General features: G+C 58.4%; 23 protein-coding genes. 15 read left to right on the forward strand and 8 right to left on the reverse strand.

Going from position 1 to position 19,506, the window contains the following annotated elements; translation table 11 throughout:
• Position 1 precedes the first annotated feature (1 nt).
• The 10 genes from rplW to rplN are packed head-to-tail and all read left to right on the forward strand — an operon-like array spanning position 2 to position 4,710.
• Positions 2-286, forward strand: a complete 285-nt coding sequence (gene rplW / locus P8A25_RS03190) for a 50S ribosomal protein L23 (protein ID WP_022397790.1) — start codon at positions 2-4, stop codon at positions 284-286.
• A gap of 27 nt (positions 287-313) precedes the next feature.
• Positions 314-1,150, forward strand: a complete 837-nt coding sequence (gene rplB, locus P8A25_RS03195) for a 50S ribosomal protein L2 (RefSeq protein WP_012419358.1) — start codon at positions 314-316, stop codon at positions 1,148-1,150.
• A gap of 35 nt (positions 1,151-1,185) precedes the next feature.
• A complete protein-coding gene (gene rpsS / locus P8A25_RS03200; RefSeq protein ID WP_022397792.1) occupies positions 1,186-1,455 on the forward strand; it encodes a 30S ribosomal protein S19 in 270 nt (89 codons plus the stop codon).
• A 20-nt stretch (positions 1,456-1,475) separates the two neighbouring features.
• Entirely contained in the window at positions 1,476-2,186 is a 711-nt protein-coding gene (locus P8A25_RS03205) for a hypothetical protein (RefSeq protein ID WP_022397793.1), read from the forward strand.
• A 39-nt stretch (positions 2,187-2,225) separates the two neighbouring features.
• Positions 2,226-2,564 carry a 50S ribosomal protein L22 gene (rplV, locus tag P8A25_RS03210; protein WP_022397794.1) on the forward strand — a complete coding sequence of 113 codons (339 nt, stop codon included), beginning with the start codon at positions 2,226-2,228 and terminating at the stop codon, positions 2,562-2,564.
• Positions 2,565-2,603: 39 nt separating this feature from the next.
• Complete coding sequence (gene rpsC, locus P8A25_RS03215; protein ID WP_022397795.1) at positions 2,604-3,293, forward strand: 30S ribosomal protein S3; 690 nt, start codon at positions 2,604-2,606, stop codon at positions 3,291-3,293.
• A gap of 51 nt (positions 3,294-3,344) precedes the next feature.
• Positions 3,345-3,767: a 50S ribosomal protein L16 gene (gene rplP / locus P8A25_RS03220; RefSeq protein WP_022397796.1), complete on the forward strand. Its 423-nt coding sequence runs from the start codon at positions 3,345-3,347 to the stop codon at positions 3,765-3,767.
• 14 nt (positions 3,768-3,781) lie between these two features.
• Positions 3,782-3,985: a 50S ribosomal protein L29 gene (rpmC, locus tag P8A25_RS03225; protein ID WP_022397797.1), complete on the forward strand. Its 204-nt coding sequence runs from the start codon at positions 3,782-3,784 to the stop codon at positions 3,983-3,985.
• 49 nt (positions 3,986-4,034) lie between these two features.
• A complete protein-coding gene (gene rpsQ, locus P8A25_RS03230) occupies positions 4,035-4,307 on the forward strand; it encodes a 30S ribosomal protein S17 (protein ID WP_012419351.1) in 273 nt (90 codons plus the stop codon).
• A gap of 37 nt (positions 4,308-4,344) precedes the next feature.
• Positions 4,345-4,710, forward strand: coding sequence for a 50S ribosomal protein L14 (rplN, locus tag P8A25_RS03235; RefSeq protein WP_012419350.1), 366 nt, complete (start codon positions 4,345-4,347; stop codon positions 4,708-4,710).
• 633 nt (positions 4,711-5,343) lie between these two features.
• On the opposite strand, the gene P8A25_RS03240 is transcribed toward rplN, so the two are convergent.
• The 4 genes from P8A25_RS03240 to P8A25_RS03255 all read right to left on the reverse strand — a co-directional run bounded on the left by P8A25_RS03240 (position 5,344) and on the right by P8A25_RS03255 (position 13,441).
• Positions 5,344-6,207, reverse strand: coding sequence for a hypothetical protein (locus P8A25_RS03240; RefSeq protein ID WP_022397798.1), 864 nt, complete (start codon positions 6,205-6,207; stop codon positions 5,344-5,346).
• 18 nt (positions 6,208-6,225) lie between these two features.
• Positions 6,226-8,898, reverse strand: a complete 2,673-nt coding sequence (locus P8A25_RS03245; RefSeq protein ID WP_215442510.1) for a valine--tRNA ligase — start codon at positions 8,896-8,898, stop codon at positions 6,226-6,228.
• Between the two features lie 154 nt (positions 8,899-9,052).
• Complete coding sequence (galB, locus tag P8A25_RS03250; protein ID WP_022397800.1) at positions 9,053-12,016, reverse strand: beta-galactosidase GalB; 2,964 nt, start codon at positions 12,014-12,016, stop codon at positions 9,053-9,055.
• 306 nt (positions 12,017-12,322) lie between these two features.
• The gene (locus P8A25_RS03255; RefSeq protein ID WP_180971621.1) at positions 12,323-13,441 is read right to left on the reverse strand and encodes a peptidylprolyl isomerase; all 1,119 of its coding nucleotides are present in this window, start codon (positions 13,439-13,441) and stop codon (positions 12,323-12,325) included.
• A 177-nt stretch (positions 13,442-13,618) separates the two neighbouring features.
• On the opposite strand from P8A25_RS03255, the gene P8A25_RS03260 reads away from it, so the two are divergent.
• The 4 genes from P8A25_RS03260 to P8A25_RS03275 are packed head-to-tail and all read left to right on the forward strand — an operon-like array spanning position 13,619 to position 16,293.
• Positions 13,619-14,344, forward strand: coding sequence for a UbiA family prenyltransferase (locus P8A25_RS03260; RefSeq protein ID WP_180971806.1), 726 nt, complete (start codon positions 13,619-13,621; stop codon positions 14,342-14,344).
• A 55-nt stretch (positions 14,345-14,399) separates the two neighbouring features.
• Positions 14,400-15,050, forward strand: a complete 651-nt coding sequence (locus tag P8A25_RS03265; RefSeq protein ID WP_022397803.1) for a MotA/TolQ/ExbB proton channel family protein — start codon at positions 14,400-14,402, stop codon at positions 15,048-15,050.
• 24 nt (positions 15,051-15,074) lie between these two features.
• Positions 15,075-15,509, forward strand: coding sequence for a hypothetical protein (locus tag P8A25_RS03270; RefSeq protein ID WP_022397804.1), 435 nt, complete (start codon positions 15,075-15,077; stop codon positions 15,507-15,509).
• Positions 15,510-15,528: 19 nt separating this feature from the next.
• Positions 15,529-16,293, forward strand: coding sequence for an energy transducer TonB (locus tag P8A25_RS03275; protein WP_215442512.1), 765 nt, complete (start codon positions 15,529-15,531; stop codon positions 16,291-16,293).
• Between the two features lie 261 nt (positions 16,294-16,554).
• Here the strand turns inward: P8A25_RS03275 and P8A25_RS03280 are convergent, their stop codons facing one another.
• From P8A25_RS03280 to P8A25_RS03295, 4 genes are all read right to left on the reverse strand, one after another.
• Positions 16,555-16,998 (reverse strand): hypothetical protein, encoded by a 444-nt coding sequence (locus tag P8A25_RS03280; RefSeq protein WP_102721853.1) that lies wholly within the window; start codon positions 16,996-16,998, stop codon positions 16,555-16,557.
• Positions 16,999-17,011: 13 nt separating this feature from the next.
• A complete protein-coding gene (locus tag P8A25_RS03285; protein ID WP_102721852.1) occupies positions 17,012-17,275 on the reverse strand; it encodes a hypothetical protein in 264 nt (87 codons plus the stop codon).
• 79 nt (positions 17,276-17,354) lie between these two features.
• Positions 17,355-17,987 carry a hypothetical protein gene (locus tag P8A25_RS03290; RefSeq protein ID WP_022397808.1) on the reverse strand — a complete coding sequence of 211 codons (633 nt, stop codon included), beginning with the start codon at positions 17,985-17,987 and terminating at the stop codon, positions 17,355-17,357.
• Positions 17,988-18,093: 106 nt separating this feature from the next.
• Positions 18,094-18,435 carry an HU family DNA-binding protein gene (locus tag P8A25_RS03295; protein WP_306419612.1) on the reverse strand — a complete coding sequence of 114 codons (342 nt, stop codon included), beginning with the start codon at positions 18,433-18,435 and terminating at the stop codon, positions 18,094-18,096.
• 180 nt (positions 18,436-18,615) lie between these two features.
• On the opposite strand from P8A25_RS03295, the gene rnhC reads away from it, so the two are divergent.
• A complete protein-coding gene (gene rnhC, locus P8A25_RS03300; RefSeq protein ID WP_251828032.1) occupies positions 18,616-19,503 on the forward strand; it encodes a ribonuclease HIII in 888 nt (295 codons plus the stop codon).
• Positions 19,504-19,506: the final 3 nt, after the last annotated feature.

A 19,506-nucleotide genomic window follows, 5' to 3' on the forward strand; every position in this document is an offset into this window, starting at 1 on the left:
CATGAAAGACATTTACCAAGTCATCAAGAAGGTGCGCATCAGCGAAAAGGCCACCATGCTCCAGGAAACCACTGGCGAGCTGGTCCTTGAAGTTGACCGCGACGCCAACAAAATCGAAATCAAAAAGGCTGTCGAAGTCGCTTTCGGCAAGAAGGTCGCTTCCGTGCGCACCGCCAACTATGACGGCAAGCTCAAGCGTCAGCGCCGTGCTGATGCAGGTCGCACCGCTCATTGGAAAAAAGCTTACATCAAGCTTGCCAACGGTGAAACCCTTGACCTCGTTTAAAGCCCCCTACTAGGAAGGAAAGCTATCATGTCCCTCAAGTCATTCAAGCCAGTTACTCCCTCTAACCGCTACAAGGTGTGGCCGTCCTTTGACGAAATCACCACCTCTACCCCGGAAAAGAGTCTCTGCAGACCCCTCAAGAAATCCGGTGGCCGCAATAACAACGGCCGCATCACCACCCGCCACATCGGCGGTGGCCACAAGCGCAAGTATCGCCTGGTGGACTTCAAGCGCAACAAGTTTGACGTGCCCGCCACCGTGCTTACCATCGAATACGATCCCAACCGCACCTGCCGCATCGCCCTGATCGAATACAAGGACGGTGAAAAGTCCTACATCCTGGCTCCTACGGGCCTCCAGGTGGGCATGAAGGTGGAAAGCGGCCAGAAGGTTGCTCCCAAGGTCGGCAATGCGATGCCCCTGAAGAACGTTCCCCTGGGTACCTCCGTTCACAACATTGAAATCCGTCCGGGTTCCGGCGGCAAGGTTGCCCGTGCAGCCGGCCAGCAGGCCATTGTTTCCAACCGTGAAGCAGGTTATGCGCTGATCAAGATGCCCTCCGGCGAAATCCGCCGTTTCAATGAGGATTGCTACTGCACCATCGGTCAGGTTGGCAATACCCAGCACATGAACGAAATGTCCGGCAAGGCCGGCCGCACCCGCTGGATGGGCGTTCGTCCCACCGTGCGCGGTATGACGATGAACCCCGTCGACCACCCGAACGGTGGTGGTGAAGGCAAGTCCAAGTCCGGCGGCGGTCGTCAGCACCTCAAGTCTCCGTGGGGCCACGTCAAGGGCCAGAAGACCCGCCGTCTCCGCAAGCCCAGCGACTCCGTCATCGTACAGCGCCGCAACGCCAAGTAACCAATACACAATAACTTTAACTAGGATCATATAACATGGGACGTTCTCTCAAAAAAGGCCCTTTTGTCAGTCAAAAGCTTCTCGCCAAGATCGACGCTCAGCTTGAAACCGGTGACCGCAAGCCGATCAAGACCTGGAGCCGCGCATCCATGATTACGCCTGACTTCGTCGGTCTGACCTTCCTGGTGCACGCCGGCAAGAACTTTGCCACGGTGTACGTCACGGAAAACATGGTAGGCCACAAGCTTGGTGAATTTGCCCCGACTCGTGTCTTCAAACAGCACGGCGGTATCGGTAAGAAGTAATCAGTAAGTTAACAATCAACATGTCGAACTCTTCTTCCATCCTTGCCTATTCCCTTACCACCCTTGTAGGGCTGGGCGGGATACTGCAGGGAGCGGAAGAGGATACGGCGGCACTGACGCGCAGAATCGAGCGTCTCGAAAAGCAGAATGCGGCCCTCAAGGCATCCTATGTCCAGGCCCGCAGCGACGCCGACAAGGCGGCCGCCCAGCTGGTGGACATCCGTACCCGGCTGGAAGCTTTGGGAGGCGCAGCGCTAGGTAATAGTGAGGAACGCCTGATTCAGGCGGTGGCAGACATCGAAGCCTCCAATGACCGCATTCAGCGGCTGGAGCAGGCGTCCGTCAAGCTCTCCGGAGCCATCCTCGCCTACATGAAACAAGCCATATCCGAGGACGCAAATGCAAGGACGGCAGTGGAAAGCTCCCTGCGCCTGCTGGAGTCCGTTCTGGGATACAGGCAACAGCCCGTGCGAGATGGCGCGGGAACCCTGGCGGAAGCCAAGGTGCTCAGCATTGACTCCGAATCCGGAGTAGTGGTGCTGAACGCCGGTAGAACGGCAGGGATGCAAGTCGGGATGCCCGTACAGGTGACCCGGGGAGCGCAAACCATCGGAGAAGCCGTAGTCACGGACGTCCGCAAGGAAGTATGTGGCGCGCTTGTTCAGAAACTTGCGGCGCCTGCCGAGCCGGTGCGCGTCGGAGATTCTGCCTCAGTAAAAACCAACGACTAAATCATCTTCATCAATAACCTGCACTACGAGGAAAAACCCATGGAAGTGAAAGCTGTTTACAAATACGCCCGCATCTCTGCCAAGAAGATGCGCGATATTGCTCAAGAAATTCAAGGCTTGTCCGTCTCCCAGGCGACCGACATCCTGTCCTACACCCCCAAGAAGGGTGCCTACCTGCTGAATAAGACGCTCAAGTCCGCCTTGGCCAACGCCGAGAATAATGCGGAACTGTCCGTTGACACGCTGGTGGTCAAGTCCGTCATGGTCGATGAAGGCCCCACGATGCGCCGCACGATGCCCCGCGCCCGTGGATCCGCCAACATGATCCGCAAGCGCACATCCCATATCACCGTCGTACTGGCCGATCAAGAAGGCTAAGTCATTCCAATCTAACACACATATAGCTGAACTAATATCATGGGTCAGAAAGTAAATCCAATCGGGTTCCGCCTCGCCGTCAACAAGGACTGGCGTTCCAAGTGGTACGCCACGGGCCAGGATTACGCCACCAAGCTGCATGAAGACTTGGTGATGCGCAAGTACATCAAGGAACAGTTGATGTCCGCCGCCGTCTCCAGCATCGTGATTGAACGTGCCTGGAACAGCGTCCGCATTACCGTCCACACCGCCCGTCCGGGTCTTGTCATCGGCCGCAAGGGTGAAGAAATTGAAAAGATCCGCCAGTACCTCCAGGGCCTGTGCGGCGCTTCCACCCAGGTCAACATTGACATCGTGGAAATCCGTTCTCCTGAAACGGACGCCCAGCTCATCGCTGAAAACGTGGCCGTCCAGCTGGAACGCCGCGTTTCCTTCCGCCGCGCCATGAAGCGCGCCGTGCAGGTAGCCATGGAACGTGGCGCCGACGGCATCCGCATCCGCTGCGCCGGCCGTCTCGGCGGCGCCGATATCGCCCGTGCCGAATGGTACCGCGAAGGCAAAGTGCCGTTGCAGACGCTCCGCACCCCGATTGACTACGGTTTCGCCGAAGCCCGCACCCTGTACGGCATCATCGGCGTGAAGTGCTGGGTCAACAAGCGCGATGAAGTCGTCTCCCAGCAGACCTCACGCCCGTCCGGCCCCCGCGGTCCCCGTCGTCCGCGTGCCTAAGAAAGCCGCCATCACATTGTTCATCACACTTAACACAAGGAGGAATAAGATATGCCTTTAATGCCCAAAAGAGTGAAGCACCGCAAGATGCACCGCGGCAGCCGTTCCGGCAATGCCACCAGCGGTACCTATGTTGCCTTTGGTGACTTCGGCCTTCAGGTGCTCGACCGCGGTTGGATCACCAACAACCAGATTGAAGCCTGCCGTATTGCGATCAACCGTTACCTGAAACGTAAAGGTAAGGTGTTCATCCGCATTTTCCCGCAGAAGTCCTTTACGTCCCGTCCCCCGGATACTCGTATGGGTAAGGGCAAGGGCGCCGTGGAAGGCTGGGTGGCCGTTGTCCGCCCCGGCAACATTCTGTTTGAAGTAGGCGGCGTGACCGAATCCCAGGCCCGTGAAGCCCTTCGTCTGGCTTCCAACAAGCTGGGCGTGCCGACCCGCTTCGTCTATCGTCAAGGCGTTCAACACTAAAGCTACTCATCACCATGTCCGATAAGAATTCCCCCAAAGAACTTCGTGCTATGTCCGCCAAAGAGCTTTCCGCTCTGGTGCGCAGCCTTCGTGAAGAACTCTTCAATCTCCGTCTCCAGCAGGCCACCGGCCAGCTGGAAAACAACCAGAGAATCCGCACCGTCCGCAAGGACCTTGCCCGCGCCCTTACCATCAAGGGTGAAACCGGGGAAGCGTAAACTGAGGATTTCCGGTAACAACAGAATATTCTAACACTTTTAGAATCCAATGTCCGAACAAACCGAAACAACCAAGAAGCCCGGCCTTCGCAAGACGCGCGTCGGCGTGGTGACCTCCACCAAGATGGACAAGACCATCGTCGTGGAATACGTTGCCCGCGTTCCGCACCCCAAGTTCAAGAAGATCGTCAAGAAGAGCAAGAAGTTCTATGCCCATGACGAAAATTCCACGGCCAAGGTAGGCGATAAGGTACGTATCGTTGAAACCCGCCCGCTTTCCAAGCTCAAGTGCTGGGAACTGGTGGAAGTGCTTACCCACTAATCAGGAATCAACCATTAAATAAAGGAGATTTGATACCATGATCCAGATGGAATCCCTAGTCCAGGTGGCCGACAACACCGGCGCCCGCTCCGCCAAGATGATTGGCGTCATCGGCAAGCGCACCCGTCAGGCCCACATTGGCGACATTATTACCTGCCACATCCGCGAGTCCATTCCCACCGCTTCCGTGAAGAAGGGTACTGTGGTGAAGGCCGTAGTGGTGCGCACCGCCGCCCCGATCCGCCGTGATGACGGCTCCGTGCTCCGTTTTGACGGCAACGCCGTCGTCATTATCGACAAGGACAACAACCCGCGCGGCACCCGTATTTTCGGGCCGGTCGCCCGTGAACTCCGTGAAAAGAAGTTCATGAAGATTGTTTCCCTTGCTCCGGAAGTGCTCTAACCGAGACACCTCAGGATTTTGAACGCCGTTCTCTGAAGAGAGGACGGCGTTTTTTTGTTGCCCGTATTTTTCCGGTGAATGTGTGTTTGAGGCGTTTTTCATGAGAAACAATAAAGTCACCGGAACTACGAGTTTGCCGGGCGTCTGGGAAGAGAGTCCGGAATAGTTTATGGGGCAGGTTTTTTCCTGTTTTTGAAACGTCCCGATGGATTCCCGTGTTTCCGAGTTGGGAACGTGTTTTTACATCGCACGGCATGAAGATGTCGATACGGGTTTTTCAGGCGGAAGGGAGGCAAGGGCCTCAGGCGGTCTGTCTGAGAGAATGTCTTGGGGCGTGCCGGGAGCCAAGAGACTTGAGATGCGCCCGTTCCGCTTCCGGGCAGGGGATGACGGCGGAAGATGCGGGAACCGCTGATAGAAGGCCATTTCAGAGAATTCGGAGAGGGAAGGCTGTTTGTCCCGTCTGAATCCGGATTTGGGGCCCAGGGATAGGGCAAAGAGCGGGAAACGCGTTGTTCGGGATTGCTGTTCTTGCTGCCGCCGGACAGGAAAGGAGCCTTTTTCCGAGCGTTACGCGCAGGAGAAAGGCCGGGAGATCCCGGGGAGGCCAAGGCGGAGGGGGCCACGCGCACGCTAGTGTTTGTGCTGTTCCGCGCGGGTTTTTTCCAACTGCTGGGAGGAACCGCAGGCCGGGCACCGGAACCAGTGGAAGAGGAATATATGCAGAGCCGTGGCAAATACGTAGCCGAAGAGGGGGATGCGATGGGCCGCCTTGTTGCGGGTGTATTTTTTAAAGGAGAAGACGTGGGCGCGGCATACGCTACATTTCCGGGGCAACGCCAGGGAAAGATACAGGATCAGCGCCAGAAACCAGGGGCCGAAGCATAGGCTGATGATTAACCAGCCTCGTTCCCCGTTGAGAAGCACGAGGGTGATGATTGCGATGGAAAAGAGGGTGCAGACGAAGAGGAGGAGGACGGAGGCGGCTCCCAGCCATGTCCGGAAAGGAGTCATGTGCTTGACGCCCTTTTTGCGCAGGTAGGTTTTTGGCTCTTGCCGGACATGGACGCGCTTGGCGGGCTGGTAGCTTTGTTCTTCCTGGCGCCTCGCCTTGGTGGAGAGATGTTTCGCAGGGCCGTCGGCACGAGGGCGTGGCCGTTTTTCCCTGCCGGGTCCGGATGTCCGCGGAGTTGTCTTCACCGCCGGAGCCAGTTCCACCACGGGAGTGGCAAGCGGGAGGCTTCCGTCCGTGGAAGCGTGCAGTGCAGCCGGTTCCGGCGCTGTGGGCATTGCAAGCGCCTGGTTCACCCATTCCCTGAAAACGGGAGCCGGAGGTATTTCCGTGCGCAGTTTCAGCATCCGTTTTGCCTGATGGAGTTCAGGCAAAACGGTGAAAGGGTCCGCGGAAGCGAATTGTTCAAGAGTACGTATGCCCACCGCTTCCAGCAATTCAATGAATTGCTCACGACCGGCAAAGTACTGTTGAAGGTCATTCATTCCCGGAAGAATAGATGATTAGGAAAGGGAATCAAGCATCCCTTTCAGTTGGGCCTGTTTTGCCTCCCAATCCGCCAGACGGGCTTTTTCCTGGTCCACGACTTCCGCCGGGGCTCTTTCTACAAAGCCCGCATTGCCCAGCTTGGAGGAGGATTTGGCGATTTCCCTGGCAATTTTGTCCAGCTCCTTGCCCAGTCGTTCCTTTTCCGCTTCCACGTCAATGAGTCCTTCCAGGGGAAGGAAGAGCTCTCCCAGCGGCGTGAGGGCCGCAGGCGTTCCCTTGGGGGCGGAGTAGGCAGTGTCCCGGGTGACGGATTTGGCGTTTGCCAGAATGGACAGCCGGGAGAGGATGTCCAGCGGGACGTCATGGGTGGTTTTCAGGATGAAGCTGACGTTTTTGTTGTTGGAGAGGTCGTATTCCGCCTTCAGGTTCCGGGCCTTGTTGGCCGTTTCATAGAGAGCCGCAGCCTGGGTGTTCGCCAGCGTGATGCGGGTTTCGTCCAGCCCTGCCAGAAGACCGTCCGCGGAGGGGAGCGGGGTGCGCATGAGCGGAAGGCCGCCGTTGGCGTCCGCAAAGCCCAGGGAAGCCCAGAGTTCCTCCGTGATGTGCGGCATGACCGGATGCAGCAGGGCCAGGTAGTGCCTGAGCACCGTGTCCATGGTGGTTAGCGTGGCCGCCCGTGCCGCAGGGTCCGCTCCGTCCCTCAAATCTCCCTTGACGGCTTCCAGGAAGCGGTCGCAGTATTCGTTCCAGAAGAATTGGTACAGGTTCTGGATGAGGGCGTTGAATTCGTAGTCCGCCAGTGCTTTTTCCACATCTGCATGGAGCTGCTTGAGCTTGGAGATGATGGAGATGTGCACGGGGGAGTAGTGCGGCGCAGCGTCTTCCTCCGCCGCGCCCTGCATCAGGCGGAAGCGGGTGGCGTTGTAAAGTTTGTTGGCAAAGTTCCTGCCCTCGCCGATCTGGTTTTCGTCAAAGCGCACGTCCGTGCCCGTGGGGGCGATGCGCATGAGGCCGAAGCGGAGGCCGTCCGCGCCGTAGTTGGCGATCAGGTCCAGCGGGTCCGGGGAGTTGCCCAGGGATTTGCTCATTTTACGTCCTATTTTGTCGCGGATGATGGACGTGAAGAAGACGTTGCTGAACGGCTTGTCATGCTGGAAGCGGTAGCCGGCCATGATCATGCGGGCCACCCAGAAGAAGATGATGTCCGGTCCCGTGACGAGGTCCGTGGTGGGGTAGAATTTGGCGCGGGTTTCGTCATCCATGGTGGAGAAGGGCCACAGCCAGGAGGAGAACCATGTGTCCATCACGTCGCTGTCCTGAGTCCAGTTTTCCGGATCCGCGGGCGGCTCGGTTCCCACGTAGAGGAAGCCTTGCTCCAGGGCGGAGGCGTCCAGAGCAGGGGCGTTCCTGAGTTCTTCCGCCTTGTCCTTCCGGTACCAGACGGGGATGCGGTGCCCCCACCAGAGCTGGCGGGAGATGCACCAGTCCTGGATGTTTTCCAGCCAGTGGGCATAGGTTTTCGCCCAGCGCGCGGGGCGGAAGGTGATGTCCCCGCCGGCCACGGCGTCCGCCGCCTCCTTCACGCACGGGTATTTGAGGAACCATTGCATGGAGAGGCGCGGTTCGATCGGGACGTTGGCGCGTTCGGAGAAGCCCACCTTGTTGTCATAGTCTTCAATTTTGACCATGAGGCCCGCGGCTTCCAGCATTTCCACGGATTTCCGGCGCGCGTCAAAGCGGTCCATGCCGTGCAGTTCCGGCACTTCCGTGCAGTTGATATGGCCGTCGGGGGTGAGGATGTCTATGATTTCCAGATTGAATTTCCGGCCTATTTCAAAGTCGGCCTTGTCATGGGCCGGGGTGATTTTCAGAGCGCCCGTGCCGAATTCTATTTCCACGTATTCATCCCCGATGATGGGAATGGGGGCGGCGTTGAGCGGGCGCATGACGTTTTTGCCGATGAGGTGGGCGTACCGCGGGTCCTTCGGGTTGACGGCCACGGCCACGTCCGCCATGATGGTTTCCGGACGGGTGGTGGCTACGTGAAGGGCTCCGGAGCCGTCTTCCAGCTTGTAGAGGACGGTGTAAAGCTTGCTTTTTTGCTCCGTCATGATGACTTCCTCATCGGAGAGGGCGGTGAGGGAAACGGGGCACCAGTTGACCATGCGGCGGCCGCGGTAGATGAGGCCTTCCCGGAAGAGGTCAATGAATACCTGCCCGACGGCTTTGGTGTATTCCTCATCCATCGTGAAGCGTTCGCGGTCCCAGTCACAGGAGCAGCCCAGCTTGTGGAGCTGGTTGATGATGATGCCGCCGTGTTTTTCCTTCCATTCCCAGACTTTTTCCAGGAAGGCTTCACGGCCCAGGTCATGGCGGCTCTTTCCCGTCGTCTGCTTGAGGTCCTTTTCCACCCGTACCTGAGTGGCGATTCCGGCGTGGTCCGTGCCCGGCAGCCACAGGGCTTCATATCCTTTCTGGCGCGCGCGGCGCACCAGGATGTCCTGGATGGTGTTGTTCAGCACATGGCCCAGGTGGAGCACTCCCGTGACGTTGGGGGGAGGAATGACGACGGAGTAGGCAGGCTTTTCAGAAGCCGGGTCAGCCTTGAAACAACCTTCTTCAATCCAGCGGGATTGCCATTTTTCTTCCACTAGGGACGGATCATATGCTTTGGGCAGATCAGACATGGGCAAAAGGGTACCATAAAGTTTTTTTCTTTCAATCCCTACCTGCCCTGGGATGGGTGGAAAAACCGGCCCTTTCCGCCCCAGGGGCAGCAGTATGAAAAAGCCGCCGGCTCCCTGGCGGGAACCGGCGGCCTGAGCGGAGTTTTTTCAGGATTTATTTGACCGTCACGGTCGTCTGGGCCGGCTTGAGGCCGTTGGAGATGACCTGGAGCGTCACTTTTCCGGATTCACCCTTGCGGGAACGCAGAATGACCTGGGCAAGACCGTTGAAGGCCTTGATTTTCATGATGTTTTTGTTTTCCGGGTTCGCCATGGTGGTGAAGTCCGTGGGATCGCCGTTGCAGATGCCGGCAATGTCCGCGGGGCCGCTTACCTTGAAGGTGAGCTGGTTTTTGCTGCGGGGCACCATGCGGCCCTGCGCGTCGCGGACGGCCACGGTGACGTAGGAGAGGTCATAGCCGTCTCCCTTGATTTCACTGCGGTCCGGCTTGAGGGTGAGCGCCGCCGGTTTTCCGGTGGTGGTTACCGTGTCCGTAGCCCAGGGCTTGCCGTCTTTTTTGACGACGACTTTGAGGGTGCCGGGCGTGTATTTCACGTCTTCCCACACGAGGCGGTAGCGGTCTTTTTCACCGGTGCCCTTTTTGCGGACGCCCTGGGATTTCCCGTTGAGGAAGAGTTCCGCTTCATCCCCGCTGGTGTAGACATGCACGGGCGTTACCTGGCCTTTGCGTTCCGGCCAGTTCCAGTGCGGCAGGATGTGGGCCATTTTGACATCCGGCCTCCAGTGGGCCTGGTAGATGTAGAAGCGGTCTTTCTTGAAGCCGCACAGGTCCACGATGCCGAAGTAGGAACTGCGGGAGGGAGCGCGGTTGCCCAGCTTCTTGAGCTCGGCCATCAGTTTTTCACGTTCCGGACCTTCCGGCACGTTCAGGGCGTTGGTGGCGTCCAGGTTGTACGGGGTGGGTTCTCCCAGGTAGTCGAAGCCCGTCCACACGTATTCGCCCGCGCTGTTGGGGTTGTCGTCCTGGGCGGCGAATTCCACGTCCGGGCGGTAGGCCCAGCCGGGGGCGTAGAGGTCATAGGAGCTGACCTGGTAGAGGAAGAAGCCCTTGCTCTTGTTCCAGTCCACGGGGAAGAAGTATTCTCCGCGCGTGCTGACGCAGGAGGAGGTTTCACTGGCGTAGAAGGGCTGGTCCGGGCGATCCTTGGAGAAGGCCTTGTACGCCCAGGGCTTGTAGTTGTAGCCATAGACGTCCATCGTGTCCGCGAAGCCGTTCCGGGCGGCCCCGGCGTCATTGCAGCCGGCCGTCACCTTGCGGGTGGGGTCTTCCCGGTGGAAGAGGTCCGTGAGGTTCTGGGAGACGCTATGCAGGTTTTTGTTGCCCTGTTCCGGCACTTCATTGCCCGTGCTCCAGGCGATGACGCTGGGATGGTTGCGGTCCCGGTGGCAGAAGTTGACCAGGTCGCGTTCATGCCATTCGTCAAAGTAGTTGTGGTAGTCCTGCCCTTTTTTGGCGCTGTGCCACATGTCGAAGAGTTCGTCAATGACCAGGATGCCCATTTTGTCGCACAGGTCCAGCACTTCCGGCGCGGGAGGGTTGTGGGACGTACGGATGGAGTTGACGCCGAATTCCTTCAGGATTTCAATCTGGCGTTCATAGCCGCGCGTATGGGCGGCTCCGCCCAGCGGCCCCAGGTCATGGTGCTGGCAGACGCCCTTGAGCTGCACGCGCTCCCCGTTGAGGTAGAAGCCCGTGGGCTTCCATTCAATGGTGCGCACGCCAAAGTTCGTGAGTTTCTGGTCAATGACCTTGTCACCCAGCTTGACCGTGGTTTTCATCTTGTACAGATGGGGGGCCTCAAGCGTCCACAGGGTGGGGTTTTTAAGCGTCAGCGTGCTGGTGACCTTGCCTTTTTCCCCGGCGGGGATCGCTTCCCCCCTGGTGGTGGTTGTGGCCACTACCTTGTCACCGTCCAGAATTTCTTCCGTAACGGAGGGGGTGACGGCCTTGTCCGTGGTGTTTTTCACCGTGGTGTCCACTTCCACCTTGGCGGAGGATTTAGTGATTTCCGGGGTTTTGACGAAGACGCCCCAGTGTTCGATGTGCACGGGGTTGGATTCCGTGAGCCACACATGGCGGTGGATGCCGCCGCCCGGATACCAGCGGGAGGAGTTGGGGGGATTGTCCACCCTGACGGCGATGGTGTTTTTCTGGCCGAATTTCAGGAAGGGCGTGATGTCCACGCGGAAGGAGCCGTACCCGTATTTCCATTCGCCGGCCAGGTCTCCGTTTACATAGATTTTTGGGCGGGACATGATGCCGTCAAAATCCAGATAGAATTGGTTGCCCTTGGCGTCCGCCGGTACTTCCAGCGTTTTGCGGTACCAGCCGATGCCGTCCCACGGGAGTTTGCCTGTTTCATTGGGAAGGTCCATGCGGTATGGCCCTTCCACACCCCAGTCATGCGGCAGGTTCAGGGAACGCCAGTTTTTGTCGTTGAAACCGGGGCTGGAGGGATGGTCCGCTTTGCTGGCTCCGGCGGCGGCCTGCGGGCGGATGATTTCCCCTTTGTCGTTTTTAAAGGTGATTTCACGGATGCTGGCCCAGTTGCTCTGGTTGTTGCCCGTGACGGTGACGCGGAAGTAGCGAGGCTTGCCGGTTTTGTTTTCCACCGTGTCTTCCTTGGAGTCGTTTTGTCCGGAAGTTTTGTCTTCAATGGTCGTCCAGCGTTTTCCGTCACCGGAGCCTTCCAGCTTGAAAAGATGGTTGTTTTGTTTTTCCCACAGGATGTTGACGGTTTTCACGTCCACGGGGCGTCCCATGTCCACAGTGATTTTTTCCCCGCTTTTGCCGCCGTCGGCACACCAGCGGGTGGACTTGTCCCCGTCCACGGCATTGTCCGCCGGATTGCCGGATTCCTCACTGGTGGCAGTGGCGAATCCCATGGCTTTTCCCGGTTCCGGCTGTGTGCTGCCATCCGGCATTTTTCCGAAACGGGCAAATTTCCAGTTCCAATCCAGGCTCTCCGTTTTGGTGGCGTCCAGGGGCGCCGCCATGAGGCTGGCGATGCTGAACGCAGTAATGCAGAGGGTCGTGCGTGTAATGTTGGTGAACATATCTGTGGTATTACGACTGGAAATCTGCAATCTTGCAAGATTTTTATTCAGCAGAATGCGGTTTCTGCACGGATTCCGTCAGCAGGGCTTCACGTATCCGGCGGGATGACTTGCAGCCGCCGTCCGGTTATGTATGGAGGCGTCTTCCGGAAATATGGTTGAGAGGAAGCTGCCCCCGGTCAAAGAAAGAGGACGAATGAATCGGTTGGATGGACTGGAACCGGGGGAATGAAAAAGAGAATGCCGGACCGGCCTTGTTGAATGGGCCGGTCCGGCAACGGGGGAAAGGGGAGAGGCGGGAGGAACTCAGATGTACACCTTGACGATGGCTTTTTTCCGGAGGCGTTCCACCCATTTTTTATAGCGTTCATTGCTGCGCTTGTTGCGCGCCATCATGTCGATCTGCTCCTTGATGGCGGAAAGTGGCGGAGGAGGGGCCAGTTCCTTTTTTTCCACCAGCACGATGGTGAAGCCGGTGGAGTCCACCAGCGGCCCGATGATTTCGCCGGTCTGCGCGCCAAAGATGATGGCGGCGGATTCCGGGGAGAGCGTGGAGCGCTCCGTGACGGGCCAATCGCCGCCTTTTTCCGCATAGAGGTCTTTGGAGTACCGCTTGGCCATGTCTTCAAAGGTGGCGTTTTTGGATTTGATTTCCTTGGCGATGAGTTCCGCCAGGTTGAGCTGCACTTCCGGCGTGGAGGCGGAGTCGTCCCCCAGCATGGGGATGAAGATTTTCTTGAATTTGATTTTGTCCTTGGTCAGGTCCCGGTATTGTTCCTTGGTTGCCTCGTATTCCTGCCGTATTTCTTCCGGGGTAGGCGGTATTTCCTGGTCGTATTTGGAGGCGCGCATGATCTGGACCTGGAGCTGTTTTTTCGTCATTTCCCGGAAGGCGCGGATGGTCATGCCGGAGAGGTTGAGGTTTTTCAGGAAAGCGGAGCGGTCACCGTTGAAGGTGGTCAGGATGGTGCGGTTGATTTCCTGGTCAATGAGGGAGTCGCGGATGACGCCGCCCATGCCTTCGAATTCGTTGCGGAGCAGTTCGCGCTCCACCAGGTCTTCAATGATGTTTTTTTTCGCCAGGGCGAGCTGTTTGTAGAATTCGGGACCCTGTTTGGGGTACTGGGCCGCGAGTTGCGCGCCGATGGGCATGAGCCGCACGCTGACTTCATTGGCCGTGATCGGGCGACCGTTGACGGTGGCCGCTATCCGGTTGACGATGCGCTGGGGCTGCATGCGGGAGGCCGGCGCTTCGTTCGGGGAGATGCGCTTGGATTCGTCCGGACGCACCGTTTCTCTTCCTTCATCCCCGTGGAGCTGAACGGCCCGGGGAAGGGAGGCCCGGGAATCCACGATGCTTTGCGCCTGTGCAGATAAGGCCATGGTACAGATGAGAAGCGCCTGGATGTGGGTTCTGATATTCATGGAGGGGAGAAAAAGAAGCTTTAATGTTTCCGGATGATAGGGAACAGCCCTGTAAAGACAATCTATTTCTGGGTATGTATGGATACCGCCCTGCATGGTAGGGAGGGCCGTCTCCACACTTTTGCTGACTGTGGATGTGCTTGGTAAATGCCGTTTTTCCCTATACAGTGTGCGCCGATGCATGATTGCCGTTTATTGAGGGGAGTGATCCGTTCCTCCCGTCCGGCCAATATTCCCACGCTGTTCACCAATGCGGCCGTGGCGTGGGCTGCCGTCCGGGGAGCGGAGCTGCCGCCTGCCGGCCTGTATGCGGGCGTGGTGCTGATGGGGCTGTGCTTTTATTTGTACGGCATGTGGGAGAATGACCGTGTGGATGCCAGGTGGGACGCTTCCCGTTATCCGGACCGTCCCGTGCCGTGCGGCGCGGTGAGCGTGTCCGTGCTGAGGCTGCTGTCCCTGGTGGCCGGGCTGTCCGGCCTGGTGCTGAATATGGCGCTGGGCGGGGAGTTTGCCGCGGGCGCTGTGCTGCTGATCGTGATTTCCCTGTACAATATGTTTCACAAGTTGTGGAGCGGCTCCGTTTTTCTGATGGGGCTGTGCCGCGGGCTGTGGGTGCTGGCCGCCGGGCTGGTGTTTGCCCATGCGGCCGGGGAACCCGTGCTGCCCGCGTCCCTGCTGTGGTATGCTTTCGGCCTGTTTGCGTTTACCTGCCTGATTTCCATGGTGGCCCGGCGTGAAGCGGGCAGGCCCCGGGTTCAGGCGGCCGTGGTGCTGCTGCTTTCCGGCATGTGCCTGTTTGATGCGGTATGGCTGTTGTGCCTGGGTTCCCTGCTGTGGATCGGCGCCGTTTTATTGTGGGCCGGAACGCGGCTGCTGCAGAAGCTCGGCTGCCGGGCTACATAGGTTTGGATTGAATTTACATGGAAAGTGTGCATCATCTGACGCGAGAAAGTGGGTTATGAATGAATTGATCATCAAGATAGGGCCGTTGTTCTGGGTTTTAAGCATTCTGGCCGTGTACGCGCTGGCGGTTGTTGCGGAGCGGATTTTATATTTCCACAGGATTCAGATTAATACCGGGGATTTTTTAAGGGGCATTTCCAAGCTGGTGAATGCCGGAAAGACGGATGAAGCCCGGCATGAGGCTTCCATTCTGCCTGGCCCGGCGGCCCGTGTGGTTGCCTCCGTGCTGGCGCATGCCGGATTGCGGCGTGAAGAGCTCCGGACCGTGGCGGAGGATTCCGTGCAGATGGAGGTGTTCCAGATTGAGAAGAATATCCGCGGCCTCCTGGTGGTGGCTACGGTGAGTCCGCTGATAGGCGTCCTGGGGACGATTCAGGGGCTGGTGGGTTTTTATTCCCAGCCGGGCCTCCTGGAAGGGAAGGCCCCCACCCTCGCCATGTCGGACGCCGTTTACCAGGCCCTGCTGAGCTCCGCCCTTGGGCTGAGCATTGCGATTCCCGCTTATTTGTTTTATTCCTACCTGGCTTCCCGCTCCCGCCAGATCGTGCATTCCCTGGAACGGGCCGGCACGGAGGCCGTGTGCCTGGTGTGCGACGCCCGCCAGAGGCGCGAGGAGGGGGAGAGCATGGCCGGACGGGGAGTGTAAGCGTAACAGGGAAGGAAAAAAGGCATGCAGATCAAGACGCGCTCAACGTTGCCCACCGGGGCGTTTTTCATGCAGGTGGTCGTCCTGCTGGATTTGGTCGTGCTTGTTTGCGTGCTGACGATCATGACTTCCCGCGTGGGGATGGCGTACGGGTATGAGGTGAAGGCCCCGTCCTCCCGTTTCCTGATGAATATTGTGGGGGATGTGGAGTTTATTTCCGTCACGGCCGGCGACCAGCCCGCTTTTTACATTGGGAACCGCCTGATTGAAGGCGGCCTTCCCGGCGTTTCCGCAGAATTGGACCGGATTTCCCGGGAGAACGAGGGGGATGGAGGGGGACGCGTGGGGATTGCCTTGCGGCTGGATTCCGCCGTTTCTCGGGCTCTGGAACAGCAGTTGGTGGATATGGTGCTTGCCAAGGGAATGACGTGCTATATTGCCGCCGAGCCTGCGGATTGATTTTTTTCCATTCTGCCGCATGAAGCTGAACAAAAAGAGCCGGGCCAAGATTTTCGACCTCCACGTGGGGTTGACGTTTGACTGGCGGGAGACCGGCATTTTGCGCTGGCGCATTTTGCTGTGGATGCTTTTGTTCGGCGTTTGCGCATCCGTGGCCGCCGTGTTTGTCCATGTGGAGGTGCCGGGAGTCCGCCGCCGTGGGGACCAGCCGGGCGCCGTGGTTCTGCTTCCTGCGGATAATCCGCGCCTGCACCAGTATGTGCTGCGCAATACTCCGCTGCCCGTGAGGGGCCCCGTCTGGGCTGATCCGGTGACAGCCGGCCCGATCGGGGAAACGGGCGTGACTCTGCCTTCCCTGCGCTCCGCCGATACGCCTCTGGCTCCTCTTCCCCCCGTGTCCGTCCCCACCGTGGCGGACCAGGTGTGGCGCATGTGGCAGCATCCGGATTTCCATATACGCGCCATGATGAATCCTTCCCTGGATGTTTCCGGCACGTGCATTCCCTACCTGTCTTTTTGTTCTCCGGGGCTGGACGGCCGGATTGTTACAGCCGGCTCCCTGTCCAGTTTTTCCAGGAGCGAGGACCATACGGGGCTGAGAAGCGAGTTTTTTGTGGTAGTGGACGTATGGGGCGTTCCCTCCCAGGTGCTGCTGCTGGAGTCTTCCGGCAGCAATGGAGCGGACGAGTCCGCCATGAGGTTTGCCCGCTCCCTGCGCTGGGTTCCGTCCCGGGAGCCGCGGAGCGGCACCATGTCCATTGAATGGAAGGAGGAAGAGCCGTGAGCATGACGCTTCATGATTTTTTGCTGCGCCTGTTTTTGCTGGCGTCCGGCGGTTTTTGCGCCGTAGTATTCATTTGCCTGGCAACGGGGTGGGTACGGTCTTTCCTGGACCGGAGGCGCAAGGTACGGTGCCGGATATGCGGGTTCCGGTTTTATGTGGAGGACGGGAATTCCCATGCGGAGTGCCCGCATTGCGGCGCGGCCAATAGAAAAGGCTGAAAAAAGCCCTGGGCGGGAGATCGCGCAGGGCAGTGGGGCCGGATTAATAAATCCGCAGGGATTCTTCATCAATGGGGAGCGAGTCCATGCCCAGGTCTTCCGCGCCGTGCGTTCCCATTTCCTCCCGCACATGGATGACGTCCACCCGGCTGCTCTTGCCTTCACCGGAACGGTAGCGGATGCGCGGTTCCCTGATGACGACGGTGTTGCCGCCCATGGCGGCAGCCTCCCTGGTGAAGTAGTCGATCAGTTCCTTGTCTTCCATGGAGACATGGACAATGCGTCCTTCAGGACCGTTAAAGTGCCCTACGTTGGTATATTCCCCCATGGGGTATTCATCAATGACCAGAACTTCGTTCTGAGGGATGGGCGCACGCGGCGGGCCGGAAGTGACCGGCGTCCACGCATTGGGTCCCGAGGGGGAGGAACAGGCTGCAATCAGACTTGTAATGAGGCAGAAGGCCAGACTGAAAAAAGGCGCTTTCATGGTTGTCCTGCCGTCAATAATCGGCAGGCGGCACAAAAATGCAACGGTAAACTTCGTTGCCGTCATGAAAGATTTGCACCATGACACGTTCCGGAGTTCTTTTAACGCAGTAGGAGTCGTGCTCTTCCGGAATGGGGGGTGCGTAACGGCGCGTGCCGCGGCGTGCAAAGACATGCTGGCGGAATACTCCCACGACGGCATGATTGCTCATTTTGACAATGGTATAGTAGTCGCTGGTAGGCAGGGTGATGGAAGGTGGAACGTCTTTGGCACTCACGGGCGGGATTATAGAGGGCGGCTGAAAACAATGTCGAACCTGAAATGTGGCATGGGATCACGTCCGGAACGTTGGCGCGCTAGTCCGTCCGCCCCATCATTTCCCGTGTTTCCTGGATGGTGCGGGCCTGGGCCTGGCGAGCGCTCATCATGGTGGGTTGTTCAAAGCTCTGCCGCTTGGCTTCAATGTCCCGGTTGACGGTGCGTCCGAGGTGTTTGTCCGCCTCCTTCCAGGAGCGGCCCTGAAGGTCGGATTGCTGCGTGGCGTATTGTTTGGAGGCATCTTGCCAGGACTGGGTATTCACGCCCTTGGCCCGGGCAATGAAGTCCGGTGTTTCCAGTTTTCCATCCGTGAAGGATTTGACGCCGTCCCATTTCCTGGTTTCAAACTGTGTGGCGGCTCCGTCAAATTTCTTTTTTTCAAAGGCGGTGGTTTCAAAGGCCTTTTTCTCAAATTGGGACATGTCGCCGTTGTACCGGAGTCCTTCAAAGGAGCTCCGTTTCTGGGAGACCATCTTGGTGTTGCCTTCCTTGTCCGTCTGCTGGCCGAAGCCGCCGGCGAATTTCGCCTCCAGGGCATCCATCAGCTCCGCGTCCGTTTTTGCCGAGTCCGGGCGCTGTTTGGGCTGAAGGCTGGTGGTCACCGTACGTTCGGTGGCGCAGGAGCAGAGCCCTGCGGCGGCGATCAGGAGAATGTGCTGTATCCGGAACATGCTCACGGTTCCCTATATTCCCGATTGCCGCGCAAATTGCAAACAAAAAGGCGCCTCCATCGCTGAATGGAGACGCCCGGTGTAATTTGTCTGGTCCCTGCGGGGATTACTTGGAGGCGGTCAGCTTGGCGACCTGGTCCTTCAGTTCCTTGCCGACCTTGAATTTGACGACGGAGCGGGCCGGAATCGGCACGTCCTGGTCAGGATTCTTGGGATTGCGGCCTACCTTGGGCTTCACTTCCTTCACCTGGAAGGTACCAAAGTTGCGAATCACCACACGGTCACCTTCCGCAAGTGTGCTGGAGATAATGTCCACGGCACGCTGTACGATGTCGAACACTTCAATCTGGGTGAAGTTGGTTTCGGCGCTGATCTTGTTAACGAGGTCTCGTTTTGTTAATGTTTTAGCCATATGGAGTGCAGAATGATATGAATGTATGAGTTTTATAGTTCAGCGTGCGTGATTTGTCTCCTAAAAAATCACACAATCCGTGGCATGCTTGATTTTTGCGTCCTCAACCGCGTGATGCGGGGATTTTGCTTGACCGGAACGGTTTGAATGCTTCCATTATTTCCCGCCGGGCGTTCCGGCGCCGGGAGGGAGCATATGCGCACCACGTTTACAACCATGCTGACTGACGCTCAGGCCGGAAGGCTTGAGTCCATTCTTGAGGGAAAGGGGTTTAAAAGAAGGGAGGTTCCCTACGCGCGCTTTTCCTTTGCCGGGCCTTCCCTGCTGGTGACGGTTTATGAGAAGAAGAACAAGCTTCTTCTGCAGGGGAAGGGAACGGACGATTTTATAGAGTTTACGCTGGAGCCGCAGGTGACCGGCCTGCTGTCACTGCCGGAGGAAGCGGAAGAGGATGAGGGGAGGACGGGAGCCCATTTCGGCATTGATGAGAGCGGCAAGGGGGATTACTTCGGCCCTCTGGTGGTGGCCGGTGTTTATGCGGACGGGCGCATAGGCGCCGCGCTGCGCAAGCTGGGCGTCTGTGACAGCAAGCTGGTGGGTTCTTCCGCCAGAATCCGTTCCCTGGCGGAAGGGATACGCAGGGTGCCCGGCATCCGGTTCCATCTGGTGAGCATCGGCCCGGAGAGGTACAACCAGCTTTATCCGGAGTTCAAGAATTTGAACCGTTTTCTGGCCTGGGGGCATGCCACGGTGATTGAGGGCCTGGCGGCCAAGGTGCCGGACTGCCCCATGGCGCTGAGCGACCAGTTTGCCAATCCGTTTGTACTGAAAAGGGCTCTGGCGGCCAAAAAGCTGTCCATCAGGCTGGAACAGCGCGTCCGGGCGGAAAGTGACGTGGCGGTGGCCGCGGCGTCCATTCTGGCGCGCGAACGTTTTGTGAACTGGATGGATGCGGCGGGAGAGGCCGCCGGCATGAAGCTGCCGCTGGGGGCTTCCGGCCAGGTTGTAAAGGCCGCTCGCCAGTTGGTGGCCCAGCATGGGGAGCAGATGCTTCCGAAGGTGGCCAAGATGCATTTCAAGACCACGCAGAACGTGCTGAAGTGAAGG

It is taken from the genome of Akkermansia sp. BCRC 18949 (assembly GCF_045011645.1).
Taxonomy (GTDB): Bacteria; Verrucomicrobiota; Verrucomicrobiia; order Verrucomicrobiales; family Akkermansiaceae; genus Akkermansia; species Akkermansia massiliensis.